Raw genomic sequence first — 22,084 nt, forward strand, 5'->3', positions numbered from 1 at the left:
TGGGATTTTCTTGGATGCTCGAGGGGGTCATAAGTGCAGCTAGTGAGGATTTCTGCGTGGCTATCGGGGTGGGGATTGCGCCCCTTCTAGACAGCTAGGTCTAGAAAATTTTGAAATTAACTAGACAGTTTGGTCTAGGTGTGTGTAGGGTGAGTGTCACGCGGAAGCGAGACGCCCCAGCACACGCTGCCCCGTCTTGCGTCATCCCTAAACACGATCATCTGCTTGCCCGCCCCCTCATGGGGTGCGCGGGCAAGGTTGCACAACAGCGAAAAGGAAAAAATCATGTCTCAGCTCACCCCCAACCACGAAGCCGGCCAGCCGCTGGAGCCCATCGACGCCGACAAGCTCAACGCACTGGCAGCCAAGAACGTCGAAAACCCCGAAGGTGGCCGCAAGGTTATCCGCACACACACCGAGGCCGACGGCAAGTTCCGTAACTACACCCAGATTCGCGACCTGGAGCCGGTGCTCGTCGCAGAGCCCCCGGCACTGTTGGGTGACGACACCGCCGGTAACCCCACCGAGATCGCCCAGGCCGCCCTGGCTTCCTGCATCTCCGTCGGCATCCAGGCCATCGCCACCAAGCGCGGCGTCACCCTGACCAGGATCGCCATCGACATCGAATCCGACATCGATGTCTCCCCGACCTGGGGCGTGGGCGATCTGGGTGAGCACAAGCGCCCGGGTGTGTCCGACGTGCGCGTCTCCATCGAGCTGGAGGGCGACGCCGATCGCGAAACCCTGCAAAAGATCCACGACGACGCCATCACCTGGTCCCCGGTGGTCAACACCTACACCCGCCCGGCGAACCTGACCTCCACCCTGAAGTAGTCAGGACCCAGTATTAGCTGTTGCCGCACCTTCTTCTAACGCCTGCGGCAACACCCAGGGGCTTTCCCCTTGTACACATCTGTGGGAAGGCCCCTTTGGCATACCTGCCACCTCACAACTTTTCTCACGCACACGCACCGAAAAAAATCGAAAAGGCCAACTCGAAAATGACTGCCGTTGCCACCCACCCCACCACAGAGCTTGTCTTGTCGCCGCAGCTTTCCGAAGAAATTAGCTCCCGCGCCCACAGCGTTGATAGTGGAGAAACCTCGGGCCGATACATTCTGCCGCTGCTGGCACAGGCGGGATATTTCTCCCACGAGCACACCCTGCTAGATACCGCGCGCCTTGTTCGGGAGATCGCCCACAAGGATCTCTCGGTCGCTTTTAGCACCTGGGCCCACGTGATGGCCCTGACTTATATCCGCAAGGGGGCAACGCCTGCCCTGGCGGCCCTGGCCGACGAGCTGGTGCGCGGGGTGCGTCCCGGGGTGACCGGCATGGCCGCCGCCTTCAAATATGCCGCGGGCTGCGGCGATATCGAACTTCAAGCAACGGCTACCGCCGATGGGTTTGTGATCAACGGTCGGCTCTCCTGGGCATCCAACCTGTATGAAGACGCCATCATCGTCACCGCTGCCAAAGACCAGGACGGCAACCCGTTGGTATTTGCCCTGGATGCGGACACCTGTGGGGTGACAGTGGGCAAGCCCTTCGCGCTGCTCGGCATGAACAACACCGCCTCGACCTCGGTGGAATTTGCCGACGTGGCAATCAGCAACGAGCAGGTCATCTCCCGCGACTTTGCAGCTTTCGTTGCCGCCGTCAAACGCACCTTCGTGGTGCTGCAAACCAGCGAATGCCTGGGCCTTGCCCGGGCCTGCGCCGAAAACGCCCGTCCCCGCCTGGTCGGCGTCAACGCCACCTTCGAAGCGCAGCTCGACGAGATCGATCAGCGCCTTGCGGAACTGATTCAGCGCCAGGAAAACCTTGCCAGCGCAGCGCAGGCGACGAAAAAACAGCTCCTGAACCTGCGTCTGGATGCCGCACAGCTGGCCGTCGAAGCCGCCAACATTGAAATCCGTGTCGCCGGTGGCGCCGGATACGCCAAGTCCACCCCGGCCTCCCGCCGCTTCCGCGAAGCGGCCTTCATCCCCGTGCAATCCCCCTCCGAAGCGCAACTGCGCTGGGAGCTCGCCCAACTGGAAAAGGAGGACGTGTAATGTCGACTCCCGTGACGATGCGAGAAGAAGTGACTTCAGCCCAGCTGCGCAGCGCAGCCGGAATGTTCCCCAGCGGCGTCACCGTCGTGACCACCCGCGCCAACGGGGTCGACTACGGCATGACCATCAGCGCCTTTGCGTCGCTGTCGCTTGAGCCGGCCATGGTGATGGTCTCCATCGAATCCACCTCCCACACCTTGCCGCATCTGGCACCCGGCAAACCCATCGCCGTGAGCGTGCTATCCGATGTGCAACTCGAACACGCGGTGCAATTTGCCCGCCACGTCGACGACCGCTTCGCAGGGGTGCCCATCCGTCGGGAAGGGCCGGCCGATGTGCCGGTGCTTGAACAAGCAGCCGCCTACTTCGTCGGCACCGTCGCCGACTGGGCCCAAGGCGGGGATCACACCATCGTGACCATCCTGGTCGAAGACTGCGGCGTCGATGTCACCCGCGAACCCCTGCACTATCACCAGGGCCGCCTGAGCTAACCCACAGCTTTCTGCGCTTTATTGCCAGCTAATGTGAGCAACCGTGAGCAACCGTGTGTCACGGTAAGCCACGGTAAGCCTCGGTAAGACTCGGTAGGCCTCGGTAAGCCACTGCCTCTTATTGTCCGTTGCCCCCTTGAAACAAGGTCAATGACATTAAGGGGCGGTGGCATCTTTGCTTATTTGGGGGTGAAAGGGGCAGGTTGGGTGGACAAGAGGGGGTGTGCCGGCTGAGGAGTTCTCCCAGCATAGAAGCAAGATGGTGACGGGGTGTTTGCCAGTAGTGGGGGTGTGGGTGGCACCGTGGGCCCCACATATTGCTAGACTGCAAACTGTCTTATCCAATGGGAAAAGGAGTCCACTGAATGAAACTCGCTGTGATTGGTGGCGACGGCATCGGCCCCGAGGTCACCGCCGAAGCCCTCAAAGTTCTCCACGCGGTTCGCGACGACATCGAAACCACCGAATACGATCTCGGCGCCCGCCGCTACCTCAAAAACGGCGAACTGCTCACCGACGAGGATCTGGCCTCCCTGCGCGAACACGACGCCATCCTGCTCGGCGCCATCGGTGCACCCGGCAGCGTGCCCCCCGGCATCCTGGAACGTGGCCTGCTGCTGAAAATGCGCTTCGCCCTGGATCACCACGTCAACCTGCGCCCCTCCAAGCTGTACCCGACCTCCACCAGCCCCCTGGCACACCCCGGCGACATCGACTTCGTCGTCGTGCGTGAGGGTACTGAGGGCCTTTACTGCGGCAATGGCGGCACCCTGCGCGAAGGCACCCCCCACGAGGTCGCCTCCGAGGTCTCCCAAAACACCCGCTACGGCGTCGAACGCGTCGTCCGCGACGCCTTCGAACGCGCCAACAACCGCCGCAAAAAGCTCACCCTGGTCCACAAAACAAACGTGCTCGTCAACGCCGGCTCCCTCTGGCAGCGCACCGTCGACGAGGTCGCGAAGGAATACCCAGAGGTCGCCGTCGACTACAACCACATCGACGCCGCCACCATCTACATGGTCACCGACCCGGCGCGCTACGACGTGATCGTCACCGACAATCTCTTCGGCGACATCCTCACCGACCTGGCCGGTGCGGTCACCGGTGGCATTGGTTTGGCTGCCAGCGGCAACATCGACGCCACGGGCGCGAATCCCTCCATGTTTGAGCCGGTGCACGGCTCCGCCCCGGATATCGCGGGCCAAGGCATTGCGGATCCCACCGCCGCCATCCTGTCCGCCGCCATGATGCTGCGCCACCTGGGCGATGAGGACAATGCCGTGGCCATTGAGAAGGCAGTCGCAGACGATGTTTCTGAGCGCGGCGACGCTCCGATCAAGACCACTGAAGTAGGCGACCGTATCGTCGCTAAGCTCCGTGGCTAGATAGACAAGACCTGGAGCTGAGCAGCGGGCGCCCTGTCGTTGGGCGCCCGCTGTGTCGTGGGCCCAAGCGCTTTATAGTTGTTGCGCGGCTGCCTGCTTGTTCGCGACTTTGGCGGCGAGTTGTTCAAGCGCCTTAGGCAATGGCACGTCTGCTCCTACAATCGCGGCGGCGATCAGCACTTCGCGCCACCACGCCACGTCGTGTCCGCCGGGAAAAGACTCATCCCTGGTGGTGATCCCGCGCAGTGCACACCTGCCTAAAGCCGCCGTCTGTGCGGCGGCGGGAAACAGCCATTCCAACTCGCCGCGGACAGCCCGCAGCCAGGGCATCCGTTCCGGCGGGGGAGTACCCGCAGCATCAGGCAGCAGTAGGCGACCCCACGGGGTGGACGCGCAGACCGCGCCTTGGAAAAGATCGGGGTGCCGGGCGATGAGGCGGGCAGCCGCCACCCCGCCAAACGAGGATCCCGCAGCAACCCATGAGATGGCGGGGTTTAGCGCGCGCAGCGCCTCCGCGATCTCGTCTAGCAGCCCAACATCGCCTAACAGCTCCGTTGCTCGCCCCTGAAAATCGGCGGCGTGATTCACCATCGCGACATACGAGATCCCCGCAGCGCACGCCAACCGGTTGATATCAGCGGCGCGCAGCGCGGCCCCATCAAACAGCACCAAGCCCACCCCAGCGACAGCGCCAGCGCCATCGCCAGCCTGGCAGCGCACGACGTCAATCACGCCAGGGGAGGACACCGAGTTGGTTCGAGCATCACCACACCAAGGTGCGGCAATGTGTGCACCCATGACCGTCACCGTGCCCTTGGTGGAACAGATCGACGGCCCTTTCGGGCGCAACCCCAACTGTTCACCCTGGCGGCACACCTTAAGCCACCACTGCCGCTGCGCGGCACCTTCCGGAACCACCGCAGGCTCCGGGATCGGCAGCAAGCGAACCCCACCGACCCAGCCACACGGCACACGAACCGCACAGCCATAACAATCCGTCGACGGCACCCGCTCCAAACACCCGGCCGCCAGACGCGAACGATCCGTCACCCCACCGGCCTCCAGAAAAAGACGACACCCCCGCGGCACCTCCACACCCCGCACCGCAGCCACCAACACCCACTCATCGCCACGTCTCACCACACGAGCACACAGACCCCGGGACGCGACCTCCTGGGCGACGGCGAGCACATCGGCGCGCCACGGCACCCGATAATCCGGAATCGGCACCGGGCGAGTTCCCGGCTCCACTGGGCTGAGCGAAGAAGACATGACGCCAGTGTAGCCAACCCTCACCTGACTGCTTAATGCCGCAAAACGATGGGGGATATGTGAAAGGCATAACTCTAAAACCCAAATATGTTCCAGGCCACACGATAAAGTGTGGGGCATGAACGTAGAGATCGAAGAAGTACGCGACTTTCTCGCCGGCATCGAACCCTTCTCCCACCTGCCCAACGAACACCTCGACGACATCGCCACCAGCGTCGAACTCACCTACGCGCGCCGGGGCACCACCATCATCGCCCGCGAGTCTTCCGGCAATGATCTCTACGTCATCCGCTCCGGGGCCGTCGACATCGTCGACGACGAAGGTGTGTTGCTTGACCGACGCGACGCCGGGCGCTGCTTCGGGTATTCCACCATCAAGGGCGAAAACCTCTCGCGCTACGACATGATCGCCGTCGAAGACAGCCTGCTCATGGCGGTGCCCCGGGAAAAGATTCAGGACTTGTCCGAACAATTCGACGACTTCGTGCGTTTCTTTTCCTCCCAATCGGCCCGCATCCGCGCCGCCGCCGATCACCTGCGCCAAGAATCCTCCAACGATGTTTTGCGCACCAGGCTGGGGGAGTTCATGATCTCCGAACCGGCCACCTGCACCCCGGAGATGACCATCCAGCACGCAGCGCAAGTCATGCGGGAGAAAACCGTGTCCTCCCTGCTGGTTGTCGACGGGGAGAAATTTCTTGGCATCCTCACCGACCGCGACATGCGCAACCGAGTAGTCGCCGACAACATGGACGTCACCCAGCCGGTCACCGCGATCATGACCCCCGACCCGCGCACCGCGACCAGTGACACCCTCGCCTTTGAAGCCATGCTGATTATGGCCGAACTAGGCATCCACCACCTGCCCGTCGTCGACAACGGCGCACTGGCCGGCATCATCGCCAGCGCCGACATCATGCGGCTGCTCCGCCACGACCCGATCTACGTCACCGCCGACCTATCGCGGCGCAGCACCCCGGAAGAACTCAAAGACGTCTACTCATCCGCCGGCGACGTCGCCGTCCGCTTCATCGACCGCGGCGCCAGCGCCGAAGACATCACCGGGCTGCTCACCGTCTCCGCCGACGCGCTCGCCCGCCGCCTGCTCACCCTCGGCGAACAGCGCCTCGGCCCACCACCGGTGCCCTACGCCTTCGTCGTGCTCGGCTCCCAAGGCCGCCGCGGCATGGGGCTTGCCAGCGACCAAGACAACGCCCTCATCCTCGACAACTCCTACGACGAAGCCGCCCACGGCGACTACTTCGAGAAACTATCCACCTTCGTCTGCGATGGCTTACACGACGCCGGCCAAGTGCTCTGCCCCGGCGACATGATGGCCAAAAACCCCCAATGGCGCATGACAGAACACACCTGGCAGACCACCTTCAACCACTGGATCACCGCCCCCGAACCAGAAGCACTACTGGCCGCCCAGGTCTTTTTCGACATGCGGGCCATCGCCGGCGAACTCGACCTGGGCGCCAACGTGCACGCCCACGCCGTTTCTCAAGCGAAAAACGCCCCCCGCTTCCACGCCCACCTCGCAGCGCTGGCGGCGCGCCGCGAACCCCCGCTGGGCTTCTTCCGCGGCCTGGTCGTCGAACGCTCCGGCGACTACGCCCACACCCTCAACGTCAAAAAGGGCGGTACTGCCGCCATCGTGCAAATGGCCCGCCTGTTCAGCCTCGCCGTCGGCGCAGAAGTGCTGCCCACCCGCGACCGACTGCTCGCAGCCGCCGGCAACGGGCCGGTGTCCGAACGCGGCGGCCAAGACCTCGTCGACGCCTTCGACTTCCTCACCACCATCTCCCTGCGCCACCAAGCCCAACAGCTCCGCACCGGCCACGACCCCGACTACAACATCGACCCCAAAGCGCTAAACAAGATGGACCGCGAACACTTGCGCGACGCCTTCCAAATCATCAAATCCATGCAAAACGCACTGGCCACCAAATTCCCCATCCGCACCATCTAGGAACCAGGGGAGTACCACACCATGTTTGGCTTTGGAAAAGCACGAAAAACAGCGACAGCCACCGGGGCGCTCAAAGACTTCTACGCGGTCGCCGCACCAGACAAAAACACGCCCCTAACCCAAGCGCCGCTACTCGCCGTCGACGTCGAAACCACCGGACTCGAACCCGGCAAAGACCACCTCCTGTCCATCGGATGGGTGGCTCTCAACGGGCTCAGCATTGACGCCGGCAGCGCCGGACACGTCATCATCGACAACCCCGACACCCGCGACACCAGCGTCGGACACTCCGCCACCATCCACGGACTCACCGACGACGCACTCGCCGCCGGACACAGCCCCCAGCAAGCGCTCGACGCCTTCCTCGCTGCCCTGCGCGGCCGCGCCATGCTCGTGCACTACGCAGCCATGGAAAAAGGTTTTCTCTCCCACGCACTCAAACAGCACTACGGGGCCGGACTCGACGTGCCCATCGTCGACACCTTCGCCCTCGAACGCCGCCACATGGAACGCATGTTCACCTACCCGCGGGGTGAAGACCTACGGCTACCCCGAGTGCGGTCCCGCTACGGGCTGCCGCACTACCGCAGCCACAACGCGCTCACCGACGCGCTCGCCTGCGCCGAGCTCTACCTCGCGCTGGTGGCCCACGGGAAAGCCACCACCCTCAAACCCCTTCTCATCTAGTTACCCCCAGCAAGAAGCGCCAGGTACAAAGTGGGGCTAGTTTTGTGGGGGCAAAAATCCCACATCTAGAGCAAAATTTTTGTAGGCTATGCCACATGCGTTTTGGACGAATTGCAACCCCCGAAGGAATGACCTTCTGCGTCATCGAGGGCGACGGCGAACAAGCCATCGCCAAGGCCATCAACGGCCACCCCTTTGCCGACCCCGAATACACCGGCAAAGAATACCCCTTGAGTGACGTCAAACTCCTGGCCCCGATGCTTCCCTCGAAGATCGTCGCCATCGGCCGCAACTACGCCGACCACGTTGCAGAGGTCTTTAAAAAGAGCGCAGAATCCCTGCCCCCGACCCTGTTCCTCAAGCCCCCGACGGCAGTCGTCGGCCCCGGTGCAGCCATCAAGATCCCCGAATTCGCCACCAAAGTCGAATTCGAAGGCGAACTCGCACTCGTTATCGGCCGCCCCTGCAAAAACGTCAAGGCCGACGACTGGCGCAGCGTGGTGCGCGGATACACCATCATCAACGACGTCTCCTCCCGCGACCTGCAGTTCGCCGACGGCCAGTGGGCACGCGCCAAAGGCATCGACACCTTCGCCCCGCTCGGCCCCTGGATCGAAACCGACCTTGACGCCATCGACGTCACCAACCTGCCCATCAAGGCACACCTCACCCACGACGGTGTCACCGAAACCAAGCAGGACTCCAACTCCAACCAGATGATCATGAACCTCGGCGAAATCATCGAGTTCATCACCGCCTCCATGACCCTGCTGCCCGGCGACATCATCTGCACCGGCTCCCCCGCAGGCACCGCCCCGATGAGCCCCGGTGACTACATCGAAATCGAAATCCCCGGCATCGGCCGCCTCGGAAACCCCGTGGAAGCCGCCTAACACCCCACCCAACCGGCCCCCAGCATCACCACCGATGCTGGGGGTCTCCTCTATCCCCACACACCGCCAAGCCAGCCAAACAACCGCGGGTACACCCGCACCATCAGAAAACCGTGGGGGTCGCCAACTATAGTGTGCCCTTGAGACCCCACAACGGAAAGGGCCCCGCGGTGTTCCTGCAAGACCCAGAGCTACAACCCATCTACCGATCACTCGCCATCACCCAGGCAGCGATCTTCTCCGCCCTCTGCCTGGTCTGGGGACTCGACCACAACTTCGACCTGAGCATCCACATCCCACTATCGGTGGCCACAGCATTTTCCGCACTCGGCTGCGTTGCCATCTTCTCCTACCGCAGCGGCGGCGCCGGACGATCCTGGCTGCTCGGCCAACAATTCGAAGCCGTAGTTCTCGTATTCCTCGCCGCAACCCTCGGCGTGATCGCAGCTATCAGCCCCATCGCCTACATGCTGCTCGACAACGGCGGAGGAAACCATCCCATCGCCCACTGCGTAGAACTCATCGCCTACGGCATCGTCTACGTCTGCCTCGCCTTCGTCATCGTGGTGACCGCCGCGAAAACCGAAAAACGCTACCGGCTCATCGGGCTGCCACTATGCGTCGTGCTTCTCATCATCACCGTCGCCCGCGGCCAACTCGACAACATCCTCATCGAATCCGGCAAAGCCAGCCCCCACTGGCTGCGCCTCATCCCGCCCTTCGAACTCACACCCGAATGGACAACCGCCTTCGCACAACTGGGGATCCTAGCCCTCATCAGCCTGGCAGCTCTCGTCGTGGTCTACATCAAGCGCTCCGCACTGCCGCGCGCCTAAAAATCAGCCGACAACGGAGAAAACACGTGCAGCTCGTGTGCGAAGTAATTCCCTGCACGCGGTGACATACTCCGGGCCGACAACCGCGAAGACATCTGCTTGGAAGATGCACACCGCACAAAAACCGTGGCATCACTTTCACCAGCAAGCGCCCGCAGGTTCGCCTCCAGCACGCATCGAAACCCCTCATGGCTGCTCGACAAAGGCAACACCGAGCCATAGGCACACAGCACGGTGCCGATCGACCCTCCCAGACACTCACGCACCATTTCGCACAATCCCGCAGATAGTGCGATATCCGACTGCTCAACATGGGCCAGCAACGCCCGCACACCGAAAGAACTCGCCCTGCCGTCCACAAAAACATAGTTGTTGAGCAACACAACGGCGCGAAAGTCCTCCAACACGTCGCGGAAAGACTCATTCAACGACTCGCTGTGCACCAAAGAAGCCACACGCTTTTGAGTGCCATCAAACCGATCCGTCATGCCACCCGAACCCGGATTCAAGCCGAGATACACCAGCACCTGCTCCACCGACATGCACTCGTCCACATCGTCCGTGCGGAAAATCACCGCCACCAAACGCACCGCCGGCTCGCCATAGAACAACGCCCACAACTCAAAAGTGACACCGCTTTCAGCATCGGTATAAAACACCCGCCTGTTCTCCAACTGATCCTCGCAGGCACCCAACAAGACAGCCGAACGAGAAACCACGCAACCCCACCACGATGCGATCGAAAACTTCTGCTCAGACATTTAGAAAAACTCCTTGACTCAAAAAAGGGGAGCAACAGCAAGTGCTGCCACTGCCACCATCAAAGAAGCCTTCCCAGCCTGGCGCAAGGACTACCAGGGCAAACAAACCACCACAGTGCCGCCCCCATTTTCCCTACGGATCCGACCACGGTTCCCTCCGCATCTTCCCCACGCCCCTCCGGATCCGATCACCTTTCCCTCCGACTCCCCTCCCCAGCCAACAGGCCAGGAAAACTCCCTGACCAGCAATAAAGAAGCGCTGTGTTTCTCATCACAACCAGTGGTGGGGGCTTAAAAAACCCACCCCACACGTCGACAACACCGCAGAAAAGAACTACCCAGCCGAAGCAGAAATCCCCAAAGCACGCAACAACGTACCCAACTTCGCCGTCGTCTCATCAAACTCATCCACCGGCACAGAATCAGCCACAATTCCACCACCCGCCCACGCACGCGCCGACAAACAATCCGCAGCAACCTCAGCGCACCGAATCGCAACCATGAACTCACCATCACCGCTAGCATCCGACCACCCCACCGCGCCCGCATAAAACCCCCGCGGATCCTCCGCAGTCTCAATCAACGCAGCAGCCGCCTCCGTCGGCGTACCACAAATCGCCGGCGTCGGATGCACCACCAACGCCAACTCCAACGCCGAAACCCCAGAATCCTTCAACTGGCCAGTAATCGGCGTCGCCAAATGCCACATCTCACGCGTCCGCATCAACTCAGGACGCGAAGGAATCGACAACTGAGAACACAACGGCTCCAAATGCCCACGCAACGCATCAACCACAAACTGATGCTCCAACGCATCCTTCGACGACTCCAACAACGAACGCCCACGCAACTCGTCCTCAACCTTGTCCCCACCACGCGGAACACTGCCAGCCAACGGATACGCCGAAATCGTCGACCCCTGCTTCTTGATCAACACCTCCGGCGACGAACCCACCAACGTGCCACCACCAGCAGGGGAAAGATCCGCAATAAACCCATTGTTCGTCGGCGACCCATCAATCAAACGAGCAGCCACCAACAAAGGATCAGTCGGCTCATCGAAACCAATATCGACGCGCCGGGCAAGAACGACCTTTTCCAAGCAGGTGCGCTCAATGGTGTTGATTGCTGCCTGCACCCTGGCGATGTGTTCTTCACGGCTGGGCTCCACCCCGGTGAGGCGGGCATGGAGCTGAGCTCCTGGGCCGAGTCGGTAATAGGCATGCGGTTCTAGGGGGCCGTCTTCGCGGATGATTTTCTCCGGCACAGTCAGCGCGACATCGCCACCGATAGCAAAGGGAAGTGCACCCACCACCATCTCGACCCTGTTGTCCCGCAGTGCCGTGATTGCATCTTCGGGGTCCGTGAAAGTCTCCATGCTGCCCTGGGTTCGCACGGAGCCGTGCGGGCGGGAGAGGAGGAAATCCGGGGCGGAAGCCGGGCGAGAGGCAAACATGGTGGGGCAGTTTATCAGGTCTAGGGCTGCTGGCCGGGTGCGAAAAGTGCACTGGCGACTGGCAACGAAGTTTGCCTGGGTATGCTTGGGGACTATGTCTGATGTTCGCGTACGTTTTTGTCCCTCACCCACCGGCACCCCTCACGTCGGTATGGTTCGCACCGCCCTTTTTAACTGGGCATACGCCCGCCACACTGGCGGCAAGCTGATTTTCCGCATCGAAGATACCGATGCTGCCCGTGACTCGGAAGAGTCCTACCAGGCCATCATCGAGTCTTTGAAGTGGCTCGGTATGGAATGGGACGAAGGTATCGATGTGGGTGGCCCGGACGCCCCGTACCGCCAGTCGCAGCGTGCCGACATCTACCAGGACGTTCTTGCCAAGCTCAAGGAGTCCGGCGATATCTACCCGGCGTACTCCACCGCAGAAGAAGTCGAGGCTCGCCACAAGGCTGCTGGCCGCGACCCGAAGCTCGGCTACGACAACTTCGATCGTGACCTCACCGACGGGCAGATCGCAGCTTTTGAGGCCGAAGGCCGCAAGCCGGTGTGGCGTCTGCGTATGCCGAACAAGACCTGGAGCTGGCACGACCTGGTGCGCGGCGACATCGAATTCAAGGCTGAAACCCAGCCGGACTTCGTGGTTGCGCGCTCCAACGGGGATCCGCTGTACACCTTGGTCAACCCGGTTGATGACGCCCTGATGGGAGTCACTCACGTCCTGCGTGGCGAGGATCTTCTCCCGTCTACCCCGCGCCAGCTGGCTCTCTACGAAGCGCTGGAGCGCATCGGTATCGCCAAGCAGACCCCGCAGTTCGGCCACCTGCCGTTCGTGATGGGCGAGGGCAACAAGAAGCTGTCCAAGCGTGACCCGGAATCCAACCTGTTCAACCACCGCGATGCCGGCATCATCCCCGAGGGCATGCTGAACTACCTGGCACTCCTGGGCTGGTCACTGTCGAAGGATCAGGACATCTTCAGCGTGGAAGATCTCGTGAAGAACTTCGATGTCGAAGATGTGTTGAAGAACCCGGCTCGCTTTGACCAGAAGAAGCTTGAGGCCATCAACGCCGACCACATCCGTCTGCTGGAGCTTGAAGACTTCACCAAGCGCCTGCGCACCTACCTGGAGGAGTACAAGAACTTCCCGGCTGACTACCCCGCAGACAAGTTTGCTTTCGCCGCAGAGCTGGTGCAGACCCGCATCAAGAAGCTGGAAGACGCTGACGACTTGCTGCGTTTCCTTGTCACCGCTGATGCGGATCTGGAGCTTGATGAGAAGTCTGCCCGCAAGAATCTCAAGGAAGATGCGGTCCAGCCCCTGACCGAGGCCATCGCAGTGCTGGAAGGTGTTGAGGACTTCACCACCGCAAACATCGAGGCAGCCCTGTCTAGCAAGCTGATTGAGGAACTCGAGCTCAAGCCCCGCAAGGCTTATGGAGCGCTGCGCGTTGCGATCTCCGGCATGCAGGTCTCCCCGCCGCTGTTCGAGTCCATGGAACTGCTGGGTAAGGAATCCACCTTGTTCCGCCTGCGCGCAGCCTTGGAAAAGACTCCCTTCGAGGCTGCCTAGAAGCAGCTTTGTTGGTGGCGGCTGAATAAGTGAACGCCTCCAGTACCGGCAGCTTGGCTGTGCTTGAACACGGTCGGGCTGCCGGTTTTGCTGTGCCTAGACAAAGAGATGCTGTCGTGGGGGAGGGCCAATTTTCTAAATCCCACCGTTGTTATCTTTGGGCTTAGGGTTTGTGCCCGATGACCAGCAGAGTTGCAACGCCTCGGAGCTTATGGTTATATTGTTCCTCGTCGCACAGAGCGCCCCGCCAAGCGGAAAGCGTACTGTACCGATAATGCCCTATGGTGTAATTGGCAACACGAAGGTTTCTGGTTCCTTTATTCTTGGTTCGAGTCCAGGTAGGGCAGCTGCAAAGCTGAAAAGTTTATACTTCGAAGTTTTGTGTCCTAAAGCCCCGTTCGTCTAGCGGCCTAGGACGCCGGCCTCTCACGCCGGTAACACGGGTTCAAATCCCGTACGGGGTACTCAAATTTCCTCATCACGATCGTCTCGCCGCGAACGTGATGAGGATTTTTGCTATGTATGAGTCTATGGATGAAGCTGGCTTTCTCAACAACCTAGAGAAAATATATAGCGATACCCAGATGGTCGGGTGGGACTTCTCGGTGCTTGACCGGTCTTTGGAAGTGGAGGGGCTTCCTTGGGACTTTGAGGTTGACTGCCTGTCGAAGATGCAGCAGGCATCATCCGTCCTCGATGTTGGCACCGGTGGGGGAGAACGACTGATATCGCTCATCAAGTCCCTTTCCCGGGCTGCTGGAAAGCCATATATTGCCGCCACGGAAGGATGGGAGCCAAATGTCAAGGTTGCGCGCGCAAACTTGAAACCCTTTGGGGTTGAATGTGCAGCCTACGATCCAGACTCGCGTCAACCCAGCACTTTTAGGGATTCAACGTTCGATGTGATCATGAACAGGCACGAAAGCCTGGATGCCGTAGAAATTGCACGCTTGCTGGCCCCTGGTGGCGAATTTATGACTCAGCAGGTGGATGGGCATGACGTTCCCGAGCTGCATCAGTGGTTTGGTGCTGACTATGAATATCCAGAAGTGGGCCTTGAGAACTTTTGCCAGCAGCTTGAGCAGGCGGGGTTGACCATTACGTGCCAAGAATCTTGGGAGGGGTACATGCGCTTTTCGTCAGTTGAAGCTCTGGTCACCTATCTAGCGCTCGTTCCGTGGGATGTGCCGGGATTTAATGTGTCGGACCACGCCAGCACGCTTCTGGAGCTGCAGCGGGCGCCGAAGCCCATTGAGGTGACGCAGCGGCGGTTCCGGGTTTACGCGATGGCGAAGTGATGGGTAAAGACTGCATAAAATTTTGTGAAAACAACTGCGATTAACGTTTCCCCGTGCTTCAATGAGGGTGACTTGCATCATAAGTTAGGAGTTTTCATGGCTGACAAAGTCTTGATCATCACTGGAGATGGCGGCGAAACGCTGGAGGTTCTGTACCCCTACGAGCGTATGCGTGAGGCCGGGTATGAGCCTGTCGTCGCGGCACTTCACACCGACCGCAAGATCCAGCTTGTCGTTCACGATTTTTCTGATGATTTCGATACCTACACGGAAAAGCTGGGGCACACCTGGCCTGCAGATATCGCCATTAAGGACGTCAACGTTGGCGACTATGCCGGACTGATCATCCCCGGCGGTCGCGCGCCGGAGTATCTTCGCCTGGATAAGGACGTTCTGCGCGTCGTGCGTGAGTTCAACGAGGCCGGAAAACCGATCGCCGCGACTTGCCACGGTCCGATGATTCTGGCTCAAGCGGGCATTCTTGAGGGGCGCAGCTGTGCGGGGTTCGGAATGATTTCCCCGGATGTTACTGGTGCTGGCGCCACGTATGAGGATGGCGACAGCGTCGTCAGCGATAATCTTGTCACCGCGCGCGCCTGGAATGACAACGGGCCTTGGATGGGGGCTTTCCTCAAACTGCTCGGTTAACCAGGCAATTTGTGTTTCTATAAGCGTCACATATAAAGTATCCCGAGTCCGCAAGGAACGCGCCCCGTTCGTCTAGCGGCCTAGGACGCCGGCCTCTCACGCCGGTAACACGGGTTCAAATCCCGTACGGGGTACAAATTCTAAACTCCCGAAGTGTTTCACTTCGGGAGTTTTTTTTGATGCTTAGCGCCGTTCGATGTAGAACCCGGGCTATAGGACAAAATGTGTGTCTGCACGGCGTGTCGTGGATATAGGACAAAAAGTGTGTCCGGTTTTAGCGGGGTTGGCCTTTTCGGATTCCTATAGAGTGGGTCTAGCCGGTGTCGATACCGGTGTCGTATTCGGCAGGAGCTCCAGTGGGGTTGCTGTCGGTTAGTGCTTCGGTGACTGTTTTAACTTTGGCGAGTTCGTGAGTCCCGAAGTCGTGTTGCCTGGCGATTTCTATGAGGTCGCCAGGCTTTTTCGTTCTGCTTAGCAGCCACCATTCGCAGAGTTTTCTTTGGCGTTCTGCGGGTAGTCCTCTGTGTGCGTGCAGCAGTGCTTTCAAGGGGCTGTTGATGCCGCCTTCTAGGCTGTTGGTGCTGGATTGGTAGATCGCCTCGTAGATGGTGTCGGGGCTGTCGGTGTCTGTGCCGATGACCGCGATGGATTGTTCGATGAAGGCGAACAGGTGGTTTCGCCGGGTTTGTTCCATCAGGATGCGGTGGGCGCTGCGTGCACGGTCGTGGGTGTACCAGTAGTGCTTGTTTTTCCTTTTGTTGTTGGGGATAAGCACTTTGGGGCAGCTGTCGATGTAGGTTTTTTCATCCAGCCAGTCGCGGTATTGGTTGCTGACCTGGTGAAAGAGAGTGACCCATTGTGCTGCTTGTTGGTTGTTGGTGACTTTCAGCAGTTTTAGCGATAGGGCGCGTAGGGCTTTGCCGCAGTTGGATTGGGGGCGTGTTGTGACGTATCGCTGGACGTTGCGTTTGATGTGGATCAGGCAGCGTTGGATGTGGGTGTGGGCTTGTGGGGTGGCTGGATCGTTTGGGAAGACGTCGTTGATTGCTGATAGTGCGGCATTGCACCCATCTGTGGTGATCAGTCGGGGGCGTTGGATTCGGTGGAGGAGGTGTTGGTATGCCCGGGTGTTTTCGCTGTGCGACCAGTGCCAGGTCAGTACTTTGTTGGTGGTTGATGCGATGAGCAGGCATTGCTGTTTGTTGAAGTAGGTGGCGTCGATAAAGACTTGTTCGTCGTAGTTGTTGTCGCCTGTGGGGGTGGGGATGGGGATGAGCCAGAAAGGTTCGAACCAGCGTTGTAGTGTGCGTCGGCTGAGTTGGTGGTGGCGGGCGAAGTCTGCCAGTGATTGGGTGGATTGGACCCAGGACAAAAACAGTGTGAAGCGAACGAGTTGTGTGTGGGCTGTATTTGTTTGTGTGAAGGAGTGTCCGCAGTGTTTGCAGCGCCATCGTTGGCGGTTTTTGCTGGTTGAGCCGTTTTTCTTTGTGGGTGATTGGCAGATGGGGCAAGTAGGTGATGTTGGCATTTACCCCGCATACCACATGTTGTTTGAAAAACGGGGATATTTGACCTGAGGCTGGTTTAGCTCCTTGTCAGGAGATGAAAAACGCCTTTATCGCAGGTCAGCACCTAAAAAAACGTACTTACAGACACACTTTTTGTCCTATAGCCCTAGAACCCCGCTTTGTAGCCACCTTTTCCTGCTTGTTGTGAACGAAAAGCTCCTATTGTGTGGGCATGGCAACCTAGGAGAGTGTCAGATGGTTTGTGTGTGACGTGTTAAATCACCAGCCATCGAGGAGGATGCTCCACAATGACCACCATGACCACCCGCGACCCGCAAGACAAAGCCCGGCTTAAACAACTAGAGAAGCGACTGATGTCCAGCCCTGAACTCGCCGAGATCCTCAAAGAGTTCGCCACATCATCAACCGACATCAACGACATGGTGCGTTCGATGATCCAGACCGGGATCAACACCGCACTGCAAGCCGAAATGGACGCCCACCTCGGTTACCAAGCAGGAGACCGCACAGGCAAAGCCCGCCACGGCACGGCCGACAATCACCGCAACGGCTCCTACAACAAAACCGTCCAGTCCCAGTACGGGCCTATCGACATCACCGTGCCCAGGGATCGCAGCGGCAGCTTCACCCCACGGATGGTGCCCAAAGGAGCCCGCAGGATCACCGATGTCGACGACCTGATCATCTCTCTGTATGCCGCAGGCACCAGCCTTCGTGACATCCAGCACCACCTGGCCACCACGTTGGGTGTGGATTTGTCGCATGAGACGATCTCCCAGATCACCGACCAGGTCCTAGATGAGGTACTTGCCTGGCAGCACCGGGACTTAGAGGAGTTCTACCCGGTGATCTACCTGGATGCTTTGCGCATCAAAATCCGTGATGGTGCCCGGGTCGTCAACAAGGCCTGCTATATGGCGGTCGGCATCACCATGGAGGGTACCCGGCAGATCTTGGGGCTGTGGATCGCAAACAATGAGGGCGCGGCGTTTTGGGCCCAGGTCTGTGCGGAGTTGGCTAACCGTGGGGTCAAAGATGTGTTCATCGTCTGCTGTGATGGGCTGAAAGGTTTCGAACAGGCGGTGCAGGCCACCTGGCCTGATGCGATGGTGCAGACCTGTGTGGTGCACCTGATCCGCACCGCACTGCGGTGGGTGGCGGCAAAGGACCGTAGCGCGGTCGCGGCTGCTTTGAAGAAGATCTACACCGCTGCAACGGCAGAGCAGGCGCTTGCGTTTTTGGACGAGTTTGATGCCAGCGACATGGGGCTGAAGTATCCGCAGGCGGTGAAGGCTTGGCGGGATGCGTGGGAGCGTTTCATACCGTTTTTGCAGTTCCCGCCGCAGGCGAGGAAGGTTGTCTACACCACGAATGCGATCGAGTCGATGAATGCGCAGTTGCGTAAAGCGACAAGGAATCGGGGGCAGTTTCCTAATGATGCTGCCGCGGTCAAGGCGTTGTGGTTGATGATCTGCCACATCGAGGACCGGCAGGCGGAGAAAACGAAAAAGAAGGCCGGGCGTGCCCGTGCGGGAACGAGCCGGTTTGTTGAGGGGGTGCGTGTGACTGGGTGGGTTGCGGCCATCAATCAGCTGTCAGCACATTACCCGGATCGGTTCGAGCCTTACCTGTAAGCCGAAGTTCACACACAAAAAACTTGACACACTCCAACCTAGAATCAACATCATGACCAACAACGATGCAGACAAAGTGGCTAAGAGGAAACCGAAGCGCTACGAGCAACACGTGGCAGTTTTTGGCTTAAGCGGAAGTGGCAAAACCGTGTTGCTTTCGTCGCTATATGGGCGGAATAAAGACTTTTCGGATGGCACCGATTACAAGCTCAACGCCATGGACAATCAAGTGGGGGGAAAGCTTTTTCAGAATTACTTGGGAATGCGGGACCTAAATTCTGCCCCCTTGGCGACGAAATTCAAGAAAACCTCTTATTCCTTTGCACTTAAGCCACGGCTGGATGATGCGGAGCTAGCGGGCAGGTTCAAGCCCGTCACGTTGGTGTGGCATGACTACCCGGGGGAATGGTTTACCGAAAGTCCATCGGGTCCTGAGGAAGAATCGCGTCGTAAACAAGCTTTTGTCGATTTGTTGCAATCTGATGTTGCACTGTTAACCATCGACGCTCAGAAGCTGCTTGAGCATCAGGGAGATGAAGGTAAATATTTGACCTTCCTTTTCGGACAGATTTCTGAAGTTTTGGAGGGACTGAAAGATCAGCACCTTCCTGATCACGGTCGGCTGAAGCACTTTCCTCGAGTCTGGGTTATTACCTTGACTAAAGCTGATTTGCTTCCCGAGATGACGGCAACAAATTTGCGTGACATGGTGACTCTTCATGCGCATGAGAGTTTGGGGTCTTTGAAGACCACTTTGAAGAGTTTGGTGAGCGAGCCTGACTTTTTGTCGATTGGGGAGCAATTTTTGATCACGTCTTCGGCGAAATTTACTCCCGAGACGATTGATGTCGAGCAGCATAAGGGCCTTGAGGTTTTGATTCCTTTGGCGTGTATGGGAGTTCTCGAGGCCCAGCGCAGGTGGGAGGACATCAGGGGACAAGCTTTTGAGTTCGTGCACCTCCTTGAGGATAAAACTCTGATGAAGGCGTTTGCGGAACTCGCGGGGGTGCTGTTTGTTGCGAAGGGACGCGGCGCGAAGCTTTTGGCTACCGGACAAGCGTTCAATGCGGTGCAGGTGGTGGCGGCCAAAGTGGTGGATAAGTTCAAGGCACCACGTGCCAACGATGAGGAGGATGCGAAGACTGTGTTGAGCTTGTTGTTGAGGTCTTTTTCTCGTTCGTTGAAAGAAGCCGAAAACGAGGGAATTTATCTTAATGAGGGCGCATGAGGTTTTTGTGGGCGACAAGAGGCTTGAACTGGGGTTTTAAGTTTCTCAGTGATGGCGGATTTGCTGATCCGCTGATTGAATACGAACGAGTTTTCAATCAGTTTTCGACGGCTCAAGACTTCTTGAGTGGCAAAGATTTTGTTGCTGTTCGATTCGATGATCCGCTTGGACGCTGTGATTCTGCTGGCCGGATTATTCCTCACGAGTGCGTGATTTATGGGAAACAGGCTTTGGAGTTTTCATCTGCTACGCAGGCAATTGATGCCTTATGGCCTAAGATTGCCGATTCCTACGCCGAGCTGTGGGATAAGTGAGTCCGATAAGCCCGGGGCTGGTGGAGCTGTTGTCTGTGGACCCGGTTCGTCGTCGCGGTGTGGGCTAGTTTTCGCTGGGCAGGATCCATCACGCTAGAAGGCGGATCGGTGGTTCGATGATGTTGGCGAGGCTGAGCAAAACTGCGGCGATGACGCAGGCCCAGGCGGCGGGATTGTTGGTGTTGCTGGCGGTTGGTGGTGGGGCACTGGGGAATTTTTCGTCCTAGTGTGGAAGCTATGAGTTTCACGTTTGATCCCTTTGGTGCCCATATCACTGCTGCCGGCGAGCTGTTGTATGTCTCGCCTTCGACTGGGCGGATGCTGGATGCGCCGATTCGTGGTGGGGTGCCCTTGATTGGTCCGCAGTTTGGTCAGCGTTTGGCTGATGTGTATCCCGATGAACCGAATCATGGGATGCTGCGCCGTGAGAAGTGGACGGTCGTTGAGGAGTCGGATTCGCGCCTTGTGGCTACGTTGTCTCACCTTGGTGTCGACTACCGTGTTGTGGCTTTGTTCTCCGAGGATCGGCTCGATATGGAGTTGACGGCGCACAATCAAACCTCTGCGGCTGCGGTGCTGCAGTTGGGTTTCCATCCGTATTTTGCGGTGCCCGATGTGCGCGATGTGGAAGTTGGTAATCTCAGCGCCGCGCAGGTGGCGGATTTCCGTGGGGATCAGGTGTATCGCGATGCTTCTCGTCCGGTGTTGACCTTTGATGAATCCGGCTGCGATGTGGGTGTGCGGGGAGTGTCGCGTTTGGTGGCTCGGGATGCTCAGCGTGGGGTTGAGGTGTCGGTTTCTAGCCGGGCTGCGGATACGTTTGTGGTGTGGAATCCGGGGGTGGAGCAGGCGGCTGGAATGGGGGATCTGCCGGATGAGGGGTGGGTTGATTTTGTGTGCGTGGAGCCGATGATCCACGGCCCGAAAACTCACGGTGTTGTCGTTGATGCTGGTGGGTCGTTGATGATTGATATGCAGGTGCAGCGGACTGTTTTGTAGCAGTTCGCCAGCTGATTGGGCTAGGAAAAAATCCCGTTCACGGTGGGTGTGAACGGGATTTTTGCTGGGAAAGTTTTTTTAAGGCGTGGGCGTGGTTTAGGCGAGCGCTTCGGATAGTGCCCGGGCGGCGTGGGTGAGTGCTTCGGCGAAGCGGTCTTCGGGGGAGGGGAGGAAGCGTTCGGTGGGCCCGGATACTGACAGTGCGGCGACGACTTGGCCGTGGTCGAAGATTGGCATGGTGATGGAGGCTAGTCCTTGTTCGCGCTCTGAGATGGTGGAGGCGTAGCCGTCGGTGCGGACTTGTGCGAGGTCGTTTTCGTCGAAGGCGGCGACGGGGAGGATGGCGGCTTTGAGTTGTTCGGAGGCGTATGCCATGAAGACGCGGGCGGCGCTGCCGTGGGTCAGTGGCATGCGGGAGCCGACGGGGACGGTGTTTTGGAGTCCGCTGGAGGGTTCGACGGCGGCGATGCAGGTGCGGCTGGTGCCGGTGAGTCGGTAGAGCTGGACGGATTCGTTGGTGGATTCCATCAGGGTGGCCATGATGGGGGTGGCGGCGTCGATGATGCGGTCGGGGGTGGATGCGCACAGGGAGGTGAAGGTGGAGCCGATGGACCAGCGGCCGTCGCTGGTGCGGGCGAGCATGCGGTGGGTTTCTAGGGCGGTGGCTAGCCGGTGTGCGGTGGCGCGGGGCAGGCCGGTGGCTTCGCACAACTCCGCGAGGGAGTGGGGTCGGCTGGCGACGGCGGTGAGGATGGCGACGGCGCGGTCGAGAACTTTGATGCCGCTTTCGGCGTGTGTGTCAGTCATGCTAATCTTTCCCATAGCGTGATACTAGCGTCCCATTGCATGGGACTGCAATCCCGTATACAGTAAGACTTATCCCTCATAGTGAGATGTGTTTCATTCTTTGGAACGCTGGACAGTTTAACTGCTCACACTATGGGAAAGCTACGTACGACATGTGCAGCCGTCTCATATTCTGTTGTGGGGCACCAGCCACCGCTCACCCACGGTGGCGCCGCTGCACCGTCGCAGCATCAAGGCAGTG

General features: G+C 59.2%; 20 protein-coding genes and 3 tRNA genes. 18 read left to right on the forward strand and 5 right to left on the reverse strand.

The window, feature by feature from the left end:
* Positions 1-285 precede the first annotated feature (285 nt).
* The 4 genes from CAQU_RS05375 (at position 286) to CAQU_RS05390 (ending at position 3,933) form a co-directional block, all read left to right on the forward strand.
* Positions 286-834, forward strand: coding sequence for an OsmC family protein (locus CAQU_RS05375; protein WP_075725903.1), 549 nt, complete (start codon positions 286-288; stop codon positions 832-834).
* 167 nt (positions 835-1,001) lie between these two features.
* Complete coding sequence (locus CAQU_RS05380; protein WP_075728422.1) at positions 1,002-2,057, forward strand: acyl-CoA dehydrogenase family protein; 1,056 nt, start codon at positions 1,002-1,004, stop codon at positions 2,055-2,057.
* Entirely contained in the window at positions 2,057-2,548 is a 492-nt protein-coding gene (locus tag CAQU_RS05385) for a flavin reductase family protein (RefSeq protein ID WP_084562816.1), read from the forward strand. Before CAQU_RS05380 ends, CAQU_RS05385 begins: the two co-directional genes overlap by 1 nt.
* 365 nt (positions 2,549-2,913) lie before the next feature.
* Positions 2,914-3,933 (forward strand): 3-isopropylmalate dehydrogenase, encoded by a 1,020-nt coding sequence (locus tag CAQU_RS05390; protein WP_075725905.1) that lies wholly within the window; start codon positions 2,914-2,916, stop codon positions 3,931-3,933.
* Positions 3,934-4,005: 72 nt separating this feature from the next.
* Here the strand turns inward: CAQU_RS05390 and CAQU_RS12620 are convergent, their stop codons facing one another.
* The gene (locus CAQU_RS12620) at positions 4,006-5,205 is read right to left on the reverse strand and encodes an alpha/beta hydrolase-fold protein (protein WP_169836028.1); all 1,200 of its coding nucleotides are present in this window, start codon (positions 5,203-5,205) and stop codon (positions 4,006-4,008) included.
* A 118-nt stretch (positions 5,206-5,323) separates the two neighbouring features.
* Here CAQU_RS12620 and CAQU_RS05400 point away from each other — a divergent pair, with 118 nt between their 5' ends.
* The 4 genes from CAQU_RS05400 to CAQU_RS05415 all read left to right on the forward strand — a co-directional run bounded on the left by CAQU_RS05400 (position 5,324) and on the right by CAQU_RS05415 (position 9,596).
* Complete coding sequence (locus tag CAQU_RS05400; RefSeq protein WP_075725909.1) at positions 5,324-7,180, forward strand: DUF294 nucleotidyltransferase-like domain-containing protein; 1,857 nt, start codon at positions 5,324-5,326, stop codon at positions 7,178-7,180.
* A 21-nt stretch (positions 7,181-7,201) separates the two neighbouring features.
* Positions 7,202-7,867, forward strand: coding sequence for an exonuclease domain-containing protein (locus CAQU_RS05405; protein ID WP_075725911.1), 666 nt, complete (start codon positions 7,202-7,204; stop codon positions 7,865-7,867).
* A gap of 95 nt (positions 7,868-7,962) precedes the next feature.
* Complete coding sequence (locus CAQU_RS05410) at positions 7,963-8,760, forward strand: fumarylacetoacetate hydrolase family protein (RefSeq protein WP_075725913.1); 798 nt, start codon at positions 7,963-7,965, stop codon at positions 8,758-8,760.
* Positions 8,761-8,930: 170 nt separating this feature from the next.
* On the forward strand, positions 8,931-9,596 hold the full coding sequence (locus CAQU_RS05415) for a hypothetical protein (protein ID WP_075725916.1): 666 nt from the start codon (positions 8,931-8,933) through the stop codon (positions 9,594-9,596).
* Here CAQU_RS05415 and CAQU_RS05420 read toward each other — a convergent pair.
* Both CAQU_RS05420 and CAQU_RS05425 read right to left on the reverse strand, forming a co-directional pair.
* On the reverse strand, positions 9,593-10,357 hold the full coding sequence (locus CAQU_RS05420) for a hypothetical protein (protein WP_075725918.1): 765 nt from the start codon (positions 10,355-10,357) through the stop codon (positions 9,593-9,595). The genes CAQU_RS05415 and CAQU_RS05420 overlap by 4 nt on opposite strands.
* A 334-nt stretch (positions 10,358-10,691) precedes the next feature.
* The gene (locus CAQU_RS05425; RefSeq protein WP_075725920.1) at positions 10,692-11,813 is read right to left on the reverse strand and encodes an isochorismate synthase; all 1,122 of its coding nucleotides are present in this window, start codon (positions 11,811-11,813) and stop codon (positions 10,692-10,694) included.
* 94 nt (positions 11,814-11,907) lie between these two features.
* Here CAQU_RS05425 and gltX point away from each other — a divergent pair, with 94 nt between their 5' ends.
* The 6 genes from gltX to CAQU_RS05455 all read left to right on the forward strand — a co-directional run bounded on the left by gltX (position 11,908) and on the right by CAQU_RS05455 (position 15,466).
* Positions 11,908-13,386 (forward strand): glutamate--tRNA ligase, encoded by a 1,479-nt coding sequence (gltX, locus tag CAQU_RS05430; protein WP_075725922.1) that lies wholly within the window; start codon positions 11,908-11,910, stop codon positions 13,384-13,386.
* Positions 13,387-13,661: 275 nt separating this feature from the next.
* Positions 13,662-13,733: transfer RNA gene (locus CAQU_RS05435), tRNA-Gln, on the forward strand.
* A gap of 44 nt (positions 13,734-13,777) precedes the next feature.
* Positions 13,778-13,850: transfer RNA gene (locus tag CAQU_RS05440), tRNA-Glu, on the forward strand.
* 54 nt (positions 13,851-13,904) lie between these two features.
* Positions 13,905-14,684 (forward strand): class I SAM-dependent methyltransferase, encoded by a 780-nt coding sequence (locus CAQU_RS05445; RefSeq protein ID WP_211276136.1) that lies wholly within the window; start codon positions 13,905-13,907, stop codon positions 14,682-14,684.
* 96 nt (positions 14,685-14,780) lie between these two features.
* On the forward strand, positions 14,781-15,332 hold the full coding sequence (locus CAQU_RS05450; protein ID WP_075725924.1) for a DJ-1/PfpI family protein: 552 nt from the start codon (positions 14,781-14,783) through the stop codon (positions 15,330-15,332).
* A gap of 61 nt (positions 15,333-15,393) precedes the next feature.
* A tRNA-Glu gene (locus CAQU_RS05455) sits at positions 15,394-15,466 on the forward strand.
* 179 nt (positions 15,467-15,645) lie between these two features.
* Here CAQU_RS05455 and CAQU_RS05460 read toward each other — a convergent pair.
* Positions 15,646-16,860, reverse strand: coding sequence for an IS1249 family transposase (locus CAQU_RS05460; protein ID WP_075724299.1), 1,215 nt, complete (start codon positions 16,858-16,860; stop codon positions 15,646-15,648).
* A gap of 288 nt (positions 16,861-17,148) precedes the next feature.
* Between CAQU_RS05460 and CAQU_RS05465 the strand changes: the two genes are divergently transcribed.
* From CAQU_RS05465 to CAQU_RS05480, 4 genes are all read left to right on the forward strand, one after another.
* The gene (locus CAQU_RS05465; protein ID WP_075724155.1) at positions 17,149-18,495 is read left to right on the forward strand and encodes an IS256 family transposase; all 1,347 of its coding nucleotides are present in this window, start codon (positions 17,149-17,151) and stop codon (positions 18,493-18,495) included.
* Between the two features lie 52 nt (positions 18,496-18,547).
* A complete protein-coding gene (locus CAQU_RS05470) occupies positions 18,548-19,723 on the forward strand; it encodes a TRAFAC clade GTPase domain-containing protein (RefSeq protein WP_075725926.1) in 1,176 nt (391 codons plus the stop codon).
* Positions 19,720-20,037, forward strand: a complete 318-nt coding sequence (locus tag CAQU_RS05475; RefSeq protein WP_075725927.1) for a hypothetical protein — start codon at positions 19,720-19,722, stop codon at positions 20,035-20,037. Before CAQU_RS05470 ends, CAQU_RS05475 begins: the two co-directional genes overlap by 4 nt.
* Before the next feature lie 237 nt (positions 20,038-20,274).
* The gene (locus CAQU_RS05480) at positions 20,275-21,036 is read left to right on the forward strand and encodes an aldose epimerase family protein (RefSeq protein WP_075725929.1); all 762 of its coding nucleotides are present in this window, start codon (positions 20,275-20,277) and stop codon (positions 21,034-21,036) included.
* A gap of 96 nt (positions 21,037-21,132) precedes the next feature.
* Here the strand turns inward: CAQU_RS05480 and CAQU_RS05485 are convergent, their stop codons facing one another.
* Positions 21,133-21,858: an IclR family transcriptional regulator gene (locus CAQU_RS05485; protein ID WP_075725931.1), complete on the reverse strand. Its 726-nt coding sequence runs from the start codon at positions 21,856-21,858 to the stop codon at positions 21,133-21,135.
* Positions 21,859-22,084 lie beyond the last annotated feature (226 nt).

It is taken from the genome of Corynebacterium aquilae DSM 44791 (assembly GCF_001941445.1).
In the GTDB taxonomy this organism is placed as follows: Bacteria; Actinomycetota; Actinomycetes; order Mycobacteriales; family Mycobacteriaceae; genus Corynebacterium; species Corynebacterium aquilae.

What these genes read in the sequence shown, in the direction of transcription:
- CAQU_RS05420 (WP_075725918.1), bottom strand. Translation starts at nt 10,357, where the DNA reads ATGTCTGAGCAGAAGTTTTCGATCGCATCGTGGTGGGGTTGCGTGGTT.
- CAQU_RS05485 (WP_075725931.1), bottom strand. Translation starts at nt 21,858, where the DNA reads ATGGGAAAGATTAGCATGACTGACACACACGCCGAAAGCGGCATCAAA.
- gltX (WP_075725922.1), top strand. Translation starts at nt 11,908, where the DNA reads ATGTCTGATGTTCGCGTACGTTTTTGTCCCTCACCCACCGGCACCCCT.
- CAQU_RS05405 (WP_075725911.1), top strand. Translation starts at nt 7,202, where the DNA reads ATGTTTGGCTTTGGAAAAGCACGAAAAACAGCGACAGCCACCGGGGCG.
- CAQU_RS12620 (WP_169836028.1), bottom strand. Translation starts at nt 5,205, where the DNA reads ATGTCTTCTTCGCTCAGCCCAGTGGAGCCGGGAACTCGCCCGGTGCCG.
- CAQU_RS05375 (WP_075725903.1), top strand. Translation starts at nt 286, where the DNA reads ATGTCTCAGCTCACCCCCAACCACGAAGCCGGCCAGCCGCTGGAGCCC.
- CAQU_RS05400 (WP_075725909.1), top strand. Translation starts at nt 5,324, where the DNA reads ATGAACGTAGAGATCGAAGAAGTACGCGACTTTCTCGCCGGCATCGAA.
- CAQU_RS05465 (WP_075724155.1), top strand. Translation starts at nt 17,149, where the DNA reads ATGACCACCATGACCACCCGCGACCCGCAAGACAAAGCCCGGCTTAAA.
- CAQU_RS05480 (WP_075725929.1), top strand. Translation starts at nt 20,275, where the DNA reads ATGAGTTTCACGTTTGATCCCTTTGGTGCCCATATCACTGCTGCCGGC.
- CAQU_RS05460 (WP_075724299.1), bottom strand. Translation starts at nt 16,860, where the DNA reads ATGCCAACATCACCTACTTGCCCCATCTGCCAATCACCCACAAAGAAA.
- CAQU_RS05385 (WP_084562816.1), top strand. Translation starts at nt 2,057, where the DNA reads ATGTCGACTCCCGTGACGATGCGAGAAGAAGTGACTTCAGCCCAGCTG.
- CAQU_RS05450 (WP_075725924.1), top strand. Translation starts at nt 14,781, where the DNA reads ATGGCTGACAAAGTCTTGATCATCACTGGAGATGGCGGCGAAACGCTG.
- CAQU_RS05425 (WP_075725920.1), bottom strand. Translation starts at nt 11,813, where the DNA reads ATGTTTGCCTCTCGCCCGGCTTCCGCCCCGGATTTCCTCCTCTCCCGC.
- CAQU_RS05475 (WP_075725927.1), top strand. Translation starts at nt 19,720, where the DNA reads ATGAGGTTTTTGTGGGCGACAAGAGGCTTGAACTGGGGTTTTAAGTTT.
- CAQU_RS05410 (WP_075725913.1), top strand. Translation starts at nt 7,963, where the DNA reads ATGCGTTTTGGACGAATTGCAACCCCCGAAGGAATGACCTTCTGCGTC.
- CAQU_RS05470 (WP_075725926.1), top strand. Translation starts at nt 18,548, where the DNA reads ATGACCAACAACGATGCAGACAAAGTGGCTAAGAGGAAACCGAAGCGC.
- CAQU_RS05390 (WP_075725905.1), top strand. Translation starts at nt 2,914, where the DNA reads ATGAAACTCGCTGTGATTGGTGGCGACGGCATCGGCCCCGAGGTCACC.
- CAQU_RS05380 (WP_075728422.1), top strand. Translation starts at nt 1,002, where the DNA reads ATGACTGCCGTTGCCACCCACCCCACCACAGAGCTTGTCTTGTCGCCG.
- CAQU_RS05445 (WP_211276136.1), top strand. Translation starts at nt 13,905, where the DNA reads ATGTATGAGTCTATGGATGAAGCTGGCTTTCTCAACAACCTAGAGAAA.